13 protein-coding genes are annotated in these 17102 nt (G+C 68.8%); 12 read left to right on the plus strand and 1 reads right to left on the minus strand.

From position 1 onward, the window contains the following. Positions 1 to 322 precede the first annotated feature (322 nt). The 9 genes from ftsZ (at position 323) to FEK34_RS05120 (ending at position 10108) form a co-directional block, all read left to right on the plus strand. Positions 323 to 1564 carry a cell division protein FtsZ gene (gene ftsZ, locus FEK34_RS05080; protein ID WP_138446665.1) on the plus strand — a complete coding sequence of 414 codons (1242 nt, stop codon included), beginning with the start codon at positions 323 to 325 and terminating at the stop codon, positions 1562 to 1564. Positions 1565 to 1623: 59 nt separating this feature from the next. Beyond that, positions 1624 to 2361 (plus strand): peptidoglycan editing factor PgeF, encoded by a 738-nt coding sequence (pgeF, locus tag FEK34_RS05085; RefSeq protein WP_138446666.1) that lies wholly within the window; start codon positions 1624 to 1626, stop codon positions 2359 to 2361. Further along, a complete protein-coding gene (locus FEK34_RS05090; protein WP_138446667.1) occupies positions 2358 to 3104 on the plus strand; it encodes a YggS family pyridoxal phosphate-dependent enzyme in 747 nt (248 codons plus the stop codon). Before pgeF ends, FEK34_RS05090 begins: the two co-directional genes overlap by 4 nt. A 253-nt stretch (positions 3105 to 3357) precedes the next feature. After that, complete coding sequence (locus tag FEK34_RS05095) at positions 3358 to 4122, plus strand: cell division protein SepF (RefSeq protein WP_138446668.1); 765 nt, start codon at positions 3358 to 3360, stop codon at positions 4120 to 4122. An 89-nt stretch (positions 4123 to 4211) separates the two neighbouring features. Continuing rightward, the gene (locus tag FEK34_RS05100) at positions 4212 to 4514 is read left to right on the plus strand and encodes a YggT family protein (protein WP_036535351.1); all 303 of its coding nucleotides are present in this window, start codon (positions 4212 to 4214) and stop codon (positions 4512 to 4514) included. Positions 4515 to 4583: 69 nt separating this feature from the next. Then, the gene (wag31, locus tag FEK34_RS05105) at positions 4584 to 5432 is read left to right on the plus strand and encodes a DivIVA-like cell division protein Wag31 (RefSeq protein ID WP_036535354.1); all 849 of its coding nucleotides are present in this window, start codon (positions 4584 to 4586) and stop codon (positions 5430 to 5432) included. A gap of 48 nt (positions 5433 to 5480) precedes the next feature. After that, positions 5481 to 5681 carry a DUF2207 domain-containing protein gene (locus tag FEK34_RS05110; RefSeq protein WP_138446669.1) on the plus strand — a complete coding sequence of 67 codons (201 nt, stop codon included), beginning with the start codon at positions 5481 to 5483 and terminating at the stop codon, positions 5679 to 5681. A gap of 331 nt (positions 5682 to 6012) precedes the next feature. Then, the gene (gene ileS, locus FEK34_RS05115) at positions 6013 to 9162 is read left to right on the plus strand and encodes an isoleucine--tRNA ligase (protein ID WP_138446670.1); all 3150 of its coding nucleotides are present in this window, start codon (positions 6013 to 6015) and stop codon (positions 9160 to 9162) included. A gap of 400 nt (positions 9163 to 9562) precedes the next feature. Beyond that, on the plus strand, positions 9563 to 10108 hold the full coding sequence (locus tag FEK34_RS05120; protein WP_432760927.1) for a C40 family peptidase: 546 nt from the start codon (positions 9563 to 9565) through the stop codon (positions 10106 to 10108). 1 nt (position 10109) lies between these two features. Here FEK34_RS05120 and FEK34_RS05125 read toward each other — a convergent pair whose 3' ends face one another. Further along, positions 10110 to 10985 carry a UTP--glucose-1-phosphate uridylyltransferase gene (locus FEK34_RS05125; protein ID WP_138446671.1) on the minus strand — a complete coding sequence of 292 codons (876 nt, stop codon included), beginning with the start codon at positions 10983 to 10985 and terminating at the stop codon, positions 10110 to 10112. A gap of 456 nt (positions 10986 to 11441) precedes the next feature. Between FEK34_RS05125 and FEK34_RS05130 the strand changes: the two genes are divergently transcribed. The 3 genes from FEK34_RS05130 (at position 11442) to FEK34_RS05140 (ending at position 17017) form a co-directional block, all read left to right on the plus strand. Further along, positions 11442 to 12971 carry a DNA polymerase IV gene (locus FEK34_RS05130; protein WP_138446672.1) on the plus strand — a complete coding sequence of 510 codons (1530 nt, stop codon included), beginning with the start codon at positions 11442 to 11444 and terminating at the stop codon, positions 12969 to 12971. A 117-nt stretch (positions 12972 to 13088) separates the two neighbouring features. Next, a complete protein-coding gene (locus FEK34_RS05135) occupies positions 13089 to 13598 on the plus strand; it encodes a hypothetical protein (RefSeq protein ID WP_138446673.1) in 510 nt (169 codons plus the stop codon). A 143-nt stretch (positions 13599 to 13741) separates the two neighbouring features. Continuing rightward, positions 13742 to 17017 carry an arabinosyltransferase domain-containing protein gene (locus FEK34_RS05140; protein WP_138446958.1) on the plus strand — a complete coding sequence of 1092 codons (3276 nt, stop codon included), beginning with the start codon at positions 13742 to 13744 and terminating at the stop codon, positions 17015 to 17017. Positions 17018 to 17102 lie beyond the last annotated feature (85 nt).

A 17102-nucleotide genomic window follows, 5' to 3' on the forward strand; every position in this document is an offset into this window, starting at 1 on the left:
GAGTTTTCGGTGGCGATCCGGGAGGCGTCCCCGCAACGGGATTCCCGCCGGGGGGCAACCGACCACGATACGACGTCCGGCGTGTCGGCACGAGCGGGATCACACAAGATTCTGATTCTCGTCTCGGCGCGCCTGCGCGCGGATCGCGTCGGCTGCGAATAGCGTTCGGCACCAGTCGGATACTTGACATAACGCCAACCCTATGGTTGAGGTTTAGGGTTTGCTCGAGTCGCGGACCGCTGGGAGACACGGCCCGGCCGACGCGGATCGGTGCCGAGCATCCGGAAACGACAGGCTTTGGATCGAAGGAAGGCGAGAGCCCATGACGCCCCCGCACAACTACCTTGCAGTGATCAAGGTCGTCGGTATCGGCGGCGGCGGCGTGAACGCCGTCAACCGGATGATCGAACAGGGACTCAAGGGAGTCGAGTTCATCGCGGTCAACACCGACGCCCAGGCGCTGCTGATGAGTGATGCCGACGTCAAACTCGACGTCGGCCGCGAACTCACCCGCGGCCTGGGAGCCGGCGCCGATCCCGAGGTCGGCCGCAAGGCCGCAGAGGATCACAAGGACGAGATCGAAGAGGTGCTCAAGGGCGCCGACATGGTCTTCGTCACCGCAGGCGAGGGCGGTGGCACCGGTACCGGTGGCGCACCCGTCGTCGCCAGCATCGCGCGCAAGCTCGGTGCGCTCACCATCGGCGTGGTCACCCGCCCGTTCTCCTTCGAGGGCAAGCGGCGCGGCAACCAGGCCGAGGTCGGCATCAATATGCTGCGCGAATCCTGCGACACCCTGATCGTCATCCCGAACGATCGGCTGCTGCAACTCGGCGACGCGGCGGTGAGCCTGATGGACGCCTTCCGCTCCGCCGACGAGGTGCTGCTCAACGGTGTCCAGGGCATCACCGACCTGATCACCACCCCGGGCCTGATCAACGTCGACTTCGCCGACGTCAAGAGCGTCATGTCGGGTGCGGGCAGCGCGCTCATGGGCATCGGCTCCTCGCGCGGTGAGGGCCGATCGGTGAAGGCGGCCGAGGCGGCGATCAACTCGCCGCTGCTGGAAGCCTCGATGGACGGTGCGCACGGCGTGCTGCTGTCGATCGCCGGCGGCTCGGACCTGGGTCTGTTCGAGATCAACGAGGCGGCCTCGCTGGTTCAGGAAGCCGCGCACATCGAGGCCAACATCATCTTCGGTACCGTCATCGACGATTCGCTCGGCGACGAAGTGCGCGTCACCGTCATCGCGGCCGGTTTCGACGGCGGCGGACCGGCCCGGCGCACCTTCGACCCGGCCACCACCCGCGGCACCATCGGCGCGGGCCGGGCCGGCGAGATCGGCCAGAGCCGCAGCACCGAGTCGAGCGCGCGTCCGGCCGAGAGCCCGGCGGCGGCTACGTCCAGCAGCGTGAGCAGGGGACCGGCGCCGAGCTACCGCGACGACCGGCCCCGTCCGGCGGCCGATCCCATCGCAAGCCACACCGGCCGTTCGCACACCCCGCCGCCGGACACCGGCGACGATGACGACGACGACGTCGACGTCCCGTCGTTCATGCGACGCTGATCACCCCGGTACACCCGCGCTGACCGGCGCAGAGCCGGCAGCCGACTACGCTCGTCGGCATGACATCGGTTTCGGTTCGCACTGTCCGGCGAGTGGTCACGACGCGGGCCGGAGGCTTCTCCGCCGCACCGTACGACTCGTTCAATCTCGGCGACCACGTCGGTGACGATCCGCAGGCCGTGCGCCGCAACCGCGAGCGGCTCGCCGAGACCATCGGGCTACCGCCGCAGCGGCTGGTCTGGATGGAACAGATCCACGGCCGCAATGTCGAGATCGTCGACGGGCCGCGCGCCGAGCCGGTACCGGCCACCGACGCGCTGGTGACCACCGTCGGTGGCCTGGCATTGGTGGTCGTCACCGCCGACTGTGTGCCGATCCTGCTCTCCGATGACGAGGCCGGGGTGATCGCCGCCGTGCACGCCGGCCGGATCGGCGCCCGCATCGGCATCGTGCCCCGGGTACTGGACGCCATGGTCTCGGTCGGTGCGCGCGTCGACCGCATCGGCGCCTTCCTCGGACCCGCCGCCAGTGGGCGTCAGTACGAGGTGCCCGCCGAGATGCGCGCCGATGTGGAACGGCATCTGCCCGGCAGTGCCACCACCACCGAACGCGGCACACCCGGACTGGATCTGCGGGCCGGTCTACGCCGACAGCTCACCAGCGCGGGCGTCGGCGCCGTCGCCGTCGACCCGCGCTGCACGATCGAGGACAAGACACTGTTCAGCCACCGCCGCGGCGCACCCACCGGCCGGCTCGGCGGGGTCATCTGGATGCAGGAAGGGGAGCCGCACGCGTGAGTCCGACGAGCACCGCTCAGACCCTCGACCGCCGCACCACCGAACTGGCCACCAACCTGGCCGGGTTGCTCGACCGCATCGACGCCGCCTGCGCGGCCGCCGGGCGTGACCCGGGCAGCGTCCGGCTGCTACCGGTGACCAAATTCTTCCCCGCCGCGGACGTGGACATCCTTTATAGCCTCGGCCGCAGGGAGTTCGGTGAATCACGTGAGCAGGAAGCCGGCGCGAAAGTGTCCGAACTCACCCGGCACCCCGATATCCGGTGGCACATGATCGGCCGGCTGCAACGCAACAAGGCCAAATCGGTGGCCCGCTGGGCGCATACGGTGCATTCGGTGGACAGCGAACGATTGGCAACGGCCCTTGACGTCGCGGCCGCCGCGGCGCTCGACGCCGGCGAACGCCGGGAACCGCTCAACGTGCTCATCCAGGTGAGGCTGGACGAGGACCCGGGTCGCGGCGGTGTCGCGCCGGATGCCGTTGCGGCACTTGCCGATCGGATCGCGCAAGCGCCCGCGCTGCGGCTGTCCGGCCTGATGGCGATACCTCCGCTGGAGGTGGAACCGGCCGCCGCGTTCGCACGGCTGGCGGCTGTACACGCCGAGCTGACCGCCGCTCATCCCGGCGCGTCGGAATTGTCGGCCGGAATGTCGGGAGATCTGGAATCGGCGATCGAACACGGATCCACCTGTGTGCGTGTCGGTACCGCTCTCATGGGCGCCCGACCGATAACCTCGGCGTAGCAAAGAAACCTCATCAGTCACATTCGACACATATGCTGGGACCGACGAGGGGCTGAGCAAGACTTCAACACCCGGCCGTCACCGGGGCCGAAGGAAGGTCGACCAGGATGAGCGAGCGAAGTGAGCGAGCGATACACACCGCCACCATCGTGGTCACGGCGGAGTCGGGTGTCGGCAAGGGGGAGGATATGAGCGAGCGTGGGACCAGGGCCGTCGTGGCCATGCCCGAGGCGAGCGTTAGCGAGGTGGAACGATGAGTACCCTGCACAAATTCAAGGCCTACTTCGGCATGGTTCCGCTCGAGGATTACGAAGACGACTACGTCGACGATCGTGGCCCTCGCCCGATGGACGAACGCGGCACGCGCCGGCCTCGCGACTACGCCGACCGGCCCGGCTACGGCGCCGACCGGTACGCCGACGACCGCTACGACGACGCCGAGTTCGACGAGCCGGCCTACAAGTCGCCGTACCAGGCCGGCTACCCGCCCGCCCGGCGCGACGACTACACCCCCGAGAGCTACGGCGACGACCGTTACGAGGCGCCGCGCCGCCCCACGCGCATCGACGCCGCGGCCGCGGGCCGGTTCCGGGCCGGCGGTAGCGCGCCGATCATGCGTGGCGCCACTCGTGGTGCGCTCGCCGTCGATCCCGAGGCCGAGGAACGGCGACTGGAAGAGCGGATGCGTCCCGATCCCGTCGTCGCCCGCCGTCCCGCGATCTTCGAGGACGGAGGTCCCTTGTCCAAGATCACGACGCTGCGCCCGCGCGACTACAGCGAGGCCAGGATCATCGGCGAGCGGTTCCGCGAGGGCAACCCGGTGATCATGGACCTGGTCGATCTCAGCAACGCCGACGCGAAACGACTGGTCGACTTCGCCGCGGGCCTGGCCTTCGCGCTGCGCGGCTCCTTCGACAAGGTGGCCACCAAGGTGTTCCTGCTCTCACCTGCCGATGTCGACGTATCGGCCGAGGAACGCCGCCGGATCGCCGAAACAGGCTTCTACAACCAGAAATAGGAACATGAACCGGGGGGAGAGCCGGATGCGGGTCGAACTGGTCGGCGCGGCCATTTTGCACGCCGCCGATTTTGCGGCAGAGTGAGGTCGTGGCCTTGTTCGCGGTGCTGTACTTCGTGCTGTTCATCTTCTGGCTGTTGCTGATCAGCCGGGTGATCGTCGAGTTCATCCGTAGCTTCGCCCGTGACTGGCGCCCCAGCGGCATCGTGGTCGTCATCCTCGAGGTGATCTTCACGATCACCGATCCTCCGGTGAAACTCCTGAGGCGGTTGATACCACCGGTGTCATTGGGGGGAATTCGGCTCGATCTGTCGATAATGGTCCTGCTATTCATCGTCTTCATCCTGATGTCGATCGTGAGCAGGCTCGGGCAGCCGGTAGCCCCGGTGTGACAGAATGGGCCGAGGACACAGCTCGCCAGATCTGCTAGATCTCCAAAAGACGCGTGAAGGGATCCTTCCATGCCGCTGACCCCAGCCGATGTGCACAACGTCGCGTTCAGCAAACCGCCGATCGGGAAGCGCGGCTACAACGAAGACGAAGTAGACGCCTTCCTGGATCTCGTGGAGCAGGAGCTTTCGCGCCTGATCGAGGAGAACGCAGATCTGCGCCAGCGGGTTGCCGAGCTCGATTCCGAGCTGGCCGATGCGAAGAAGAACCGGGGCAATGCGGCCGTCGCCACCGCGAAACAGCCGGTCCAGCAGGCACCTCCGCCCGAACCGGTGAAACCGCCGGTGCCTGCGGCGCCGCCGGCACCGATTGCCGCGCCCGCGCCCGCCGCCAAGGATCCCGCCGGCGCGGACTCCAATCTGCAGGCCGCCAAGGTGCTCAGCCTCGCCCAGGAGATGGCCGACCGCCTCACCAGCGACGCCAAGACCGAAGCTGAGAATTTGCTGTCGAATGCCCGGGCGAATTCCGAGCGACTCGTCGGCGATGCCCGCACCCGGTCCGAGGCGATGATCGCCGACGCCCGCCAGAAGTCCGAAGCGATGCTGTCGGACGCGCAGACCCGTTCGGACAACCAGCTGCGCCAGGCCAAGGAGAAGGCCGACGCCCTGCAAGCCGACGCCGAGCGCAAGCACACCGAGATCATGGCGACCATCACCCAGCAGCGCACGGTGCTGGAGAGCCGGATCGAGCAGCTCAAGACCTTCGAGCGCGAGTACCGCGTGCGGCTGAAGTCCTACCTGGAATCGCAGCTCGAAGAGCTGGAGAACCGCGGTTCCGCGGTGCCAGTCGACGGCGGCGAGGCCTTCGACACCGGATCGAACAACCTCGCGCCCGCGTCGTTCGCCAAGGGTGGCAAATAGTCACACCCCAGACGCAGTCGGGCCGCCTGGCATCCCCTGGGGGTCACCATGCTCGTCTTGACGCTTGTCCTCGCCGCCATCGGCTTCGCCCTGCTGGTCGCGGCACTGACCACCGGTTCGGTGGTCTGGGCGTGGGGCTGCATCGTGGTGTGTGTGATCGGTGCGGTGTTGTTGCTGGTGAGCGCGTTGTCGATGGGCAAACCCGAAGGTGACGACCCGCCCCCGCAGGGCAGGCATGCCAAGCGCTGAGCGTTTGCCGGTTCGCGTGGCCGTCGCGGTGAGCGCGGCACCCGAAATACTGGTTTGACCGAACTGGTTAGAATCAAACATGAATACGGCGTCGATCCGGCCATCACCGGGGAGCCTTCGGAAGAACGGTGTGTTCGCCCTGGTAGGGCCGCCGCACACTCACTAGAACCGAACGGGAGAGCCCGTCACAGCTCATGACGAGAGGTCCGGTGCCGGTAGGGGCGCCTGGACAAGCGGGGTGGTACCGCGGTTTCGGCGCACCGGGCGCCGGAGTCGTCCCCGTGCCGAGGAGAGTGCGCTACGGCGCACGGGCACGAGGAGACGCACCGCGATGGCGGACGAGAATTCCAGTAGCAGCGCATATCCCCGCGTCGACCTCGGCGCCGGGCCGGGTGCGTCGTTCCCCGACCTGGAACGCGCCGTACTCGACGCCTGGGCCGCCGACGACACCTTCCGCGCCAGCATCGAAAACCGCTCGCAGGCAGGCGAATCGGGCGAGGGCGAGTTCGTGTTCTACGATGGCCCGCCGTTTGCCAACGGTCTGCCACATTACGGTCATTTGCTCACCGGATATGTGAAGGATCTGATCCCGCGTTTCCAGACAATGCGCGGTAAGCGCGTCGATCGGCGATTCGGCTGGGACTGTCATGGACTTCCCGCGGAAATCGAGGCGGAAAAGCAGCTCGGTATCACGGACAAATCACAGATCGACGCGATGGGGCTCGCGGAATTCAATGCCGCGTGTAAAACGTCGGTACTTCGGTATACCGGGGAATGGCGCGACTATGTCACCCGCCAGGCGCGCTGGGTGGACTTCGACAACGACTACAAGACCCTCGATCTCGACTTCATGGAGTCGGTCATGTGGGCGTTCAAGTCGCTCTACGACAAGGGCCTGATCTACCCGGGTTTCCGGGTGCTGCCCTACAGCTGGTACGAGCAGACCCCGCTGTCGAACCAGGAGACCCGGCTCGACGACGCCTACAAGATGCGCCAGGACCCGGCGGTCACCGTGGACATGGTGCTGACGGTGCCGGCCGGCCATCCGCTGCACGAACTCGACGGCGCCAACGCCCTGATCTGGACCACCACGCCGTGGACGCTGCCGTCCAACCTCGCGATCGCGGTGCATCCCGACGTGCGCTACGTGCATCTGCGCGGCGCCGACGGCAAACGCTATGTGCTGGCCGCCGAGCGGGTGTCGCACTACGCGCGGGAGTTCGGCGACGAGCCCGAGGTGCTCGCCGAGTACGACGGCGCCGCGCTGGTCGGACTGTCGTATCAGCCGCCGTTCGACTTCTTCCTCGGTCACCCCAACGCGCACCGGGTGCTGTCGGCCGATTACGTCACCACCGATTCCGGTACCGGCGTCGTGCACCTGGCGCCCGCGTTCGGTGAAGAGGACATGGACGTCGCCACGGCCAACGGCATCACGATCGTGCAGCCGCTGGATCCGGGCGGCAAGTTCACCTCGATGGTGCCGCCGTACGAGGGCCTGATGGTCTTCGACGCCAACCCGGTGATCATCAAGGACCTCAAGGCGGCCGGAAAGCTGCTGCGGCACGAGACCATCGAGCACTCCTACCCGCACAGCTGGCGCTCGGGTCAGCCGCTGATCTACATGGCGGTGCCGTCGTGGTTCGTGGCGGTGACCCAGTTCCGTGACCGGATGGTCGAGCTGAACAAGCAGATCACCTGGGTGCCCGAGCACATCCGCGACGGCCAGTTCGGCAAGTGGCTCGAGGGTGCTCGGGACTGGAACATCAGCCGTAACCGCTACTGGGGCAGCCCGATCCCGGTGTGGGTCTCCGACGATCCGGCCTATCCGCGGGTGGACGTCTACGGTTCGCTCGATGAGCTCGAACGCGACTTCGGGGTGCGCCCGGCCGACCTGCACCGGCCGATGATCGATGAGCTCACCCGCCCGAACCCGGACGATCCGACCGGCAAGTCGACCATGCGCCGGGTGCCGGAGGTGCTCGACTGCTGGTTCGAGTCGGGCTCGATGCCCTACGCCCAGGTGCACTACCCGTTCGAGAACAAGGACTGGTTCGACAGCCACTTCCCCGGCGATTTCATCGTCGAGTACAACGGCCAGACCCGCGGCTGGTTCTACACCCTGCACGTGCTGGCCACCGCGCTGTTCGACAGCCCGGCGTTCAAAACCGTTGCCGCGCACGGCATCGTGCTCGGCGACGACGGGCTGAAGATGAGCAAGTCCAAGGGCAACTACCCGGACGTGAAGGAGGTGTTCGACCGCGACGGCTCCGATGCGATGCGCTGGTTCCTGATGAGCTCGCCGATCCTGCGCGGCGGCAACCTCATCGTCACCGAGCGCGGCATCCGTGAGGGTGTGAGCCATGCGCTGCGCCCGCTGTGGAACGCGTGGACCTTCCTGCAGCTCTACGCCTCGAAACCGGGTGTGTGGCGCACGGATTCGGCGCATGTGCTCGACCGCTACATCCTGGCCAAGCTCGCGGTGACCAGGGACACGATCACCGAGGCGCTCGAGGTCTACGACATCGCCGGCGCCTGCGATGAGCTGCGCACCTTCGCCGACGCGCTGACCAACTGGTATGTGCGCCGGTCGCGTTCGCGGTTCTGGGAAGAGGAGCGCGACGCCGTCGACACCCTGCACACCGTGCTGGAGGTGACCACCCGGCTGGCCGCGCCGCTGCTGCCGCTGATCACCGAGGTGATCTGGCGCGGGCTGACCGGCGGGCGTTCGGTGCATCTGACCGATTGGCCTACCGCCGAGGAACTACCGCACGATCCGGAGCTGGTCGCGGCGATGGACGAGGCGCGCACGGTGTGCTCGACCGTGCTGAGCCTGCGCAAGGCGCAGAACCTGCGGGTGCGGCTGCCGCTGGCGGAGGTGACCATCGCCGCGGCCGATGCCGACCGGCTGGCGCCCTACGCCGACATCATCGCCGACGAGGTGAACGTCAAGAAGGTGGATCTCACCACCGATGTGGCCTCGCACGGCCGGTTCGAGCTGGTCGTCAATGCCCGGGCGGCTGGTCCGCGGCTGGGCAAGGACGTGCAGACGGTGATCAAGGCGGTCAAGGCCGGCGAGTGGTCCGAGACCGCCGACGGTGTGGTGAGCGCGGCGGGCATCGAGTTGCTGCCCGAGGAGTACACCCAGCGCCTGGTGGCGGCCGAACCGGAGTCCACCGCCGCGCTGCCCGGCAATGCCGGTCTGGTGGTGCTGAACTCGGTGGTGACCGAGGAACTGGAGGCCGAGGGCTGGGCCCGCGACCTCATTCGCGATCTCCAGGAGACCCGCAAGTCGCTGGGGCTGGATGTCTCCGACCGGATCACGGTGGTGCTCGAGGTGCCCGAGGAGCGGCAGGCGTGGGCGCGGACCCACCGGGACCTGATCGCCGGCGAAATCCTGGCTACCGAGCTGAGCTTCGGTGCGGCCGGTGCGGCGGCGGCCGAATTGGTCGGCGGGGTGCGCGCGGCGGTCGCCAAGGTGTGAGACCGGCCGGTGTGGGTGGGGGCGTGGACCCTCGCCCACACCGGTTGTCGTGCGGTCGATTCGCGACCCATCTCCGCTGGCTGAGGGTGTGGATGCGAGGGCGAGGAGCGCGCGATAACCCCGTCGGGGTGCGCAGGTGTCGTGTCGACGCGCCCGCGGGGGCGATTCCAGCGCGATCGCGGTTCGGGTGACCCGCCGCGCCGGTTGATTGTGATGCAAATCACATACGGGGGATTTGCTGAACCCACCGTGCCCACATATCCGGAGCGGCACAATCAGGGCTGTTGCTGCTGGGGCTGAAGTTCCTGCCGGTGCCGCAGTGACTATCGGTACGGATTGTTCTACCTGATACGCGTCCCGGTGGACGGCTCGTCGGCCGGGCCGACCGAAGGGCGAGCACGTGACGAGAACCCCGCTGCGCCGGATCATCACCGGCTTCTGCTTCGCCGCCCTCGCGGCATTCACCCTGGCCGCGCCCGCCGTGGCAGCCCCCGATACCGGCAGCTCCTCCGGCAGCGGCGGCTCCGGATCGTCCTCGGGTTCCGGATCGGGTTCGGGCTCGGGAAGTTCCAGCGGCTCGGCTGCGCTGCCGCTGCCGAGCCCGGCCGGGCTCGGCGCGCTGGCCGCCGCCGTCACCCAGACCGGCAAACCCTACGAATGGGGCAGTGAGGGGCCGCATTCGTGGGACTGCTCGGCGCTGGTCCAGTGGGCCTACGCGCAGGTCGGGGTGCGGCTGCCGCGCACCACCTGGGAACAGGCCGAGGTGGGTGCCGAGGTCCCGCGCTATGCTCTCTCACCCGGCGATGTGGTGATCCTCAACGCCGACGCCTCGCACGTCGGCATCTACGCGGGCTTCGGCCAGATCTTCAACGCCTACGGACGCGGTGTGCCGGTCGGGCTCGCACCGTTGAGCCAGTTCGAGATCTACTCGATCCGGCGGTTCTGACTCAGTCGATCAGCTGCCGCAATCGCGGGCCGTAATCGGGGTGGGCCAGCGCCGTGGCGAACTGGGCGACCAGGTAGTCGGCCGGGTTGCCGGTGTCGTACCAGCGGCCCTTGATGACCTGGCCGTACACCGCGTGCCCGGCGGCGAAGGCATTGATGGCGTCGGTGAGGTAGACCTCGCCGGTGCGGTGGGTGTACCAGCGCTCGGTCTGCTTGCGCAGCTCCTCGATGATGCCCGGCGTCACCACGTAGCCACCGATCGCCGCGTACGCCGACGGGGCGTCCTCCGGCTTCGGCTTCTCCATCAGCCCCGAGATGCGCAGCAGCCCGTTGTCGAGGTCCTCGTGCACCATCGGCACGCCGTAGCGCTGCGATTCGTTCGGATCCATCGGCATCAGCGCCAGCACCGGGCAGCCGGTGGTCTCGTAGGCGGTGATCAGCTGCTGGGCGCGCGGGGTCTCGGCGACGAAGACGTCGTCGGGCCACAGCACCAGCATGGGCTCGTCGCCGAGGGCACGGGCGGCGTTGAGCACCGGGGTGCCGTTGCCATAGGGGCCGTGCTGGTCCAGGTAGGTGATGTGGCCGGCCCGCGACAGCTCGCCGACCTCCTCGACGGCGTCGGCGTAGGCGGTCTTGCCGTCGGCACGCAGCTGGGCCACCAGCGCCGGGTTGGGCCGGAAGTGGTCCTGGATCAGCGATTTACCGCCGCTGACGACGATGGTGATATCGGTGATCCCGGAGGCGACCAGTTCGCGCACCGTGTGCTCGATCACCGGCTTGTCGCCGACCGGAAGCATCTCCTTGGGGATCGCCTTGGTCAGCGGCAGCAGGCGGGAACCGATACCGGCGGCGGGAATCACAGCCTTGCGGATCATCATGGACCGATCATCACATATCCGGCGCGGCCCCGAGTCCGATCCCCGGGCCGGACCGGCGGTTCATCGGTGCCGGAGCCGAGATGATCATGGCAGGTCAGGATGGTCGCGGCGGTAGCTGGGCGCGGGAGGAACCCGCAGGCAAACCGGCAGCGACGAACAGGCATCCGGGCATCGCCGGGGCCGGCGGTGTGCGATGGCGCCCAAGTTGTCGGTGCGCGCGCGTAGATTCCTGCCCATGTGCGCCAGTCCTGGGACCGTCACCGCGTATGGCGTCCTTGACGGGGCGGTGCGCGGCACAGCGGCCGGGTGCCGGCCGCTGGATGCCGGGCCGTCGCGGGCAGGCCGGGGTGTGCCCGAGAGGTCTACCGATGCCGACGACCGGTCGACCCGGGTGCACTCGTGATCGGCATGCCCGGGACGGCTTCCGGCCCTTCCCAGCCACCCGCCGGCGACCAGATGGTGAGCCGGCAGCATCCGGCGGCCGCGGCCGACCACGCCGCCGCCACTTCCCGCCGCTGGGTACTGCACATCGACATGGATGCCTTCTTCGCCTCCTGTGAACAACTGACCCGGCCGACCTTGCGCGGCAGGCCGGTGCTCGTCGGCGGCACCGGCGGACGCGGCGTGGTCGCCGGAGCCAGCTACGAAGCGCGGGTGTACGGGGCGCGGTCGGCGATGCCGATGCATCAGGCCCGGCGGCTGGTCGGGGTGACGGCGGTGGTGGTGCCGCCGCGCGGCGCCGTCTACGGCGTGATGAGCGGGCGGGTCTTCGATGCGCTGCGCAGCCGTATCCCGGTGCTCGAGACATTGTCGTTCGACGAGGCGTTCGGTGAGCCCGCCGAACTGGTGGGCGCCTCCGTGGCGCAGGTGCACGAGTTCTGCGCCGAGCTGCGGGCGCTGGTGCGCGACCGCACCGGGCTGATCGCCTCGGTCGGCGCCGGTACCGGCAAACAGCTCGCCAAGATCGCCTCCGGCCTGGCCAAACCCGATGGGATCCGGGTGGTCTCGCCCGCCGAACAACAGCAGCTGCTCGCCACGCTGCCGGTGCGCAAACTGTGGGGGATCGGCCCGGTGGCCGATGCGAAACTGCGTTCGCTCGGCATCGAGACCGTCGGCGCGTTCGCCGCGCTGCCGGAACAGGAGGCGGTGTCGATTCTGGGCAGCAGCGTCGGTGCCGCGCTGCACCGGCTGGCGCGCGGCATCGACGACCGGCCCGTCAGCGAGCGGGCCGAGGCCAAGCAGATCAGCGCCGAGACCACCGTCGAACACGACATCGTCACCCTGGACCGGTTGCGTCTGGCCATCGACGATATGGCCGCGTCCGCGCATCGCCGCCTGGCCCGTGACGGTCGCGCCGCCCGCACCGTGGTGCTCAAGCTCAAGAAGTCCGATATGAGCATCGTCACCCGATCGTTCACCCTGCCCTACGCCACCGAGGACCTGGCCACCCTCACCGCCGCCGCCCAGCGCTCGGCCATCGATCCGCAGGAACTCGGCCCTATCCGCCTGGTCGGCGTCGGGTACGCGGGGTTGTCGGATGTGCGTCAGGAGTCGCTGTTCCCGGAGCTGGACCGGATGCCGGAGCCGGCCGCGATGGGCAGGCACGACGAGACGGAGATCGACGAACCGGTGTTCACCGCCGCGGGCCCGGGCCGCACCGCTGGTGCCGGGCAGGCGCCCTCGGCGGACGCGGATACCGGGCCGGTTTCCCCGCATCTCCCGATCACCGGCGCGACGCCTGATGGCCCAGCAGCCACCGGCGAGAGTGTGATCGGCGAAGGTGCGTCGGCGCAGCCCCGGGCGCACTGGCATCCCGGAACCGACGTCCACCACCCCGAGTTCGGCCACGGCTGGGTGCAGGGCGCCGGGCAGGGCCGGGTGACGGTGCGGTTCGAGACCCGCTCGACGGGGCCGGGTCCGGCGCGTACCTTCGCGGCAGACGATCCCGCGCTGTCGCGGGCCGACCCGCTGGGCAGTCTGGACTGACGGGTTCGCGCCCGACCGACCGGCGGGTAGCCTTGGTAACTCGTGCAGCGTCGCCGGTCGGGCGGGGCTGCCGTAGTGCCAACGACACAACCTCACTCGAACGCAAAGGACGAGCAGTTGAAGCTTCGTAAGACCGGACGCATCGCCATCGCGGGCCTGGCCGTGGCCGCCGCGCTGACCATGACCGCGTGTGGTGGCGACGACAAGGAATCGGACAAGCCGGCCAAGTCGACCACCACCAGCCAGTCGACGACCGCCGACGCCGCCGACCCGAATGTGCCGCCGGTCCCCACCGCCGACGAGCTCAACCAGCAGCTGCAGCGCGCGCTCGACCCGAATGTGCCCAACGAAGAGAAGCTGCAGTGGATCCAGGGAGCCGAGGCGGATCCGAATCTGCCGACGACGCTGACGCAGGCCTACCAGCAGTCCGGCGCCTCCATCCAGGTGGTCAGCGTGACGCCGTTGGGCGACACGATCAGCGCCACCACGAACTTCGTGATCAACGGTCAGACGAACGAGGTCACGGTCCCGTTCGTCGCCGAGGACGGCAAGTGGAAGGTCCAGCAGCAGTGGGCCTGCGACATGCTCACGGCGGCCAGCCTGCAGTCGGCGGCCTGCCCGGCCTGATCGGCTCGCACAGCTGAACGACCGGTAACGGCCGATGCCCGCCACGGGCATCGGCCGTTACTCGTCTGCGCACCGACGCCCCGATCGGCGCCGGCCCGGTCACACCGCCCTACCCGCTAGTATCGGGCTCCGTGGCTGACACGATGGTGTGGGCGGGCGAACGGCCCGGCGAGACAACCGAACCCCGTCCGGCACCCGTCGATCGTGGTGGCTGGGCGCGGCCGGTGGCCATCGTCGCCGCACTCGTCGGCGCGCTGTGCGCCCTCGCGGTGCCGTTTCTTCCGGTGCGCATGGATGCCGCCACGATCAGCTGGCCGCAGGACGACGCGGCCCGCAGCGTCGCCGCCCCGCTGGTGTCGTATGCGCCGATCGGGCTGACCGCCGAGGTGCCGTGCGCGGCGATCTCGCAGCTGGCCGGTTCCGGCGGCGTGGTGTTCTCGACCATCCCGCGCCAGTCGGCCGATATGGAGCGCTACGGCTTCGTGGTCAAGGTCGTCGCCGATACCCCGGAGCGTCCCGGCCGGGTGGACGCGGTGTCACGCAACACGCTGGTGTGGTCGGCGCCGCTGGATCAGGTGCGCGATCAGGGCTGTGCCCTGGCGATCGACGTCTCGACCACCCGCGCGGCGGTCTCGGTAACCGGCGCCGGGCCGGCGGGCGCGGTCACCGAACGCGATCTGCGTCCGCAGGTGGTCGGTGTGTTCAGCGATCTCGCCGGTGCGGTGCCCGGCGGGATGCGCGTCGATATCGAGGTCGATTCGCGCTATTCCACCTCGCCGACGCCGATCAAGCTCGTCGTCATCGCGCTCGCCGTGCTGGCCACGCTGGTCTCGCTGGTGGCGCTGTATCGGCTGGACCGGCTCGACGGCCGCCGCGCGCGCCGTTTCCTGCCTTCGCGCTGGTGGCGGTTGACGCCGGTCGACTGGGTGGTGTTCGCGACGCTGCTGGTGTGGCACTTCATCGGCGCCAACACCTCCGATGACGGCTACATCCTCGGCATGGCGCGCGGTGCGCAGAGCTCGGGCTACATGTCGAACTACTACCGCTGGTTCTCCGTCGACGAGGCGCCGTTCTACACCCCCTACACCGACGTCATCGGCTGGATGACACACCTGTCGGTGGCCAGCGCGTGGGTGCGGTTGCCGGTGCTGCTGTCGGCGCTGGTGTGCTGGTGGGTGATCAGCCGCGAGGTGATTCCGCGCCTGGGCGCCGGTGTGCGTGACAGCAGGATCGCGGTGTGGACTTCGGCGCTGGTGTTCCTGGCGTTCTGGCTGCCCTACAACAACGGCCTGCGCGCGGAGTTCGTGGTGGCCACCGGCGTGATCCTGACCTGGGTGTCGGTCGAGCGCGCCATCGCCACCCGGCGGCTGCTGCCCGCGGCGCTGGCGATTCTCATCGCCGCGATGACGTTGACCGCCGCGCCGTCGGGGGTGATCTGTGTGGCCGCGCTGATCGCCGGGGCGCGCACCGTGACCGCGGTGATCGTGCATCGCGCCAAGACCGTCGGCTACCTGGCGCAGCTGTTGCCGTTGTTCGCGGTGGGCGTGCTGGTGCTGACGGTGATCTTCGCCGATCGCAGCTTCAGCGCGTTCACCGAGATGCTGTACGTGCATGACCGGATCGGTCCCGGTGAATCCTGGTTCTTCGAATACCTGCGCTACCAGTACCTGATCCAGCCCAGCGGCGACGGCTGGCTGACGCGCCGGTTCGGTGTGTTCCTGATGTTCTTGTGCCTGCTGGTGTGCGTGGTCACGATGCTGCGCCGCGGCGGCCACATCCCCGGTACCGCGGCGGGGCCGTCGCGGCGCATCATCGGCATCACCTTCGGCGCCATGGTGCTGATGATGTTCGCGCCGACCAAGTGGAACCATCAGTTCGGCGTGTTCGCCGGGCTGGCCGCGTGTGCCGCCGCATTGGCCGCGGTCGCGGTGAGCGCGAAGGTGATGCGCCCGGTGCGCAACCGGGCCCTGTTCGCGGCCGCGGTCTTCTTCACCCTGGCGATGAGTTTCGTTGCCGCCAACGGCTATTGGTACGTCTCGTCGTGGGGGATCCCGTGGTGGGACAAGCCGCCGTCGTTCGCCGGCTTCGGGTTCTCGACGTTCATGATGGGCCTGACGGTGCTCGCGCTGGCGGTGGCCGCGTGGTTCCACATCCGTCCCGGCACCGAGCCCGCACCCGGGTCGGCGGCCGGGCGCCTCGCGCGCACACCGGTGCTGATGATCGTGGCGGCCGCCATGGTGGTGTTCGAGGTGGCCTCCTTCGCCAAGGCCACGGTCTCCCAGTACCCGGCCTACTCGCTGGCGAAATCGAATATCGCCGCGACCTTCTCCGATGGCTGCGGCCTGGCCGACGACGTACTGGTCGAGCCGGATCCGAACGCCTCGATGCTGCGCCCGCTGTCCGGTGATTCCGCCGCCGCGCTGGCGGGCACCGAATCGACCGGGTTCACGCCCAACGGTGTTGCCCCCGTGCTGGTGTCGGAGGAGCTGGAAACCAGTACCGGACGGGCCAATACGGTGTCGTCGGACCCGGACGAGATCCGTGACGCGGCGGCCTCGGCCGGTTCGACCTCGGACACCTCGACCGGTCGCGGCGTGAACGGCAGCAGCGTGCCACTGCCGTTCGGGCTGGACCCGGCCACCACGCCGGTGCTCGGCACCTACAGCCCGGACGAGCAGGTTCCGGCAGCCCTCACCACCGACTGGTATCGGCTACCCGACGCGGTGGACGGCAGCCGCGGCGACATCATCGCCATCGCGGTCGCGGGCCGGATCCGATCGGTCGACGCCGACGGGATCGAACGTCCCGGCCAGCGGCTCGAACTCGAATACGGCAGCAGGCAACCCGACGGCAGCGTCGCCCCGCGCGGGATGATCCTGCCGCTGGATATCGGCCCGGCACCGGTGTGGCGCAATCTGCGCGTCCCGCTGGACCAGCTGCCCGGCGACGCCGATGTGGTGCGCCTGGTCGCCGAGGACAAGGATCTCGGCGCGGATCAGTGGCTGGCCGTCACCCCGCCGCGCGTTCCGCGGACGACGACCGTGACCGAACTGCTCGGTTCGCAGACCCCGGTGCTGCTGGATTGGGCGGTCGGCCTGAACTTCCCGTGCCAGAACCATCTGCCCACCCGCTACGGCGTCTCCGAACTGCCGCGGTACCGGATCCTGCCCGACCGCAACGGCGCCTCCATCACCACCATGTGGCAGGCCCACGACGGTGGCGGCCCGCTCGGCTGGACCCAGCTGCTGTTCACCGCCCGCACCCTGCCCGCGTATCTGGATCAGGACTGGGACAGGGACTGGGGGTCGATCGAGCAGTTCATCCCGGTGGATCCCGACGCCGAGCCGGCCCAGCTCACGGTCGAGCAGATCCAGCGCTCGGGGATGTGGACGCCGGGTCACATCATCACCTCGTACTGAGATCGGCTGGGCCGGTCGGCGTCGTCCGCCACAGCTACTCTCGTCGCCGGGTCGGCTCGCCGGCGACCGATGAGTGGCGGCCGCC

This window comes from Nocardia cyriacigeorgica, from assembly GCF_005863245.1.
GTDB classification, from domain to species: domain Bacteria; phylum Actinomycetota; class Actinomycetes; order Mycobacteriales; family Mycobacteriaceae; genus Nocardia; species Nocardia cyriacigeorgica_C.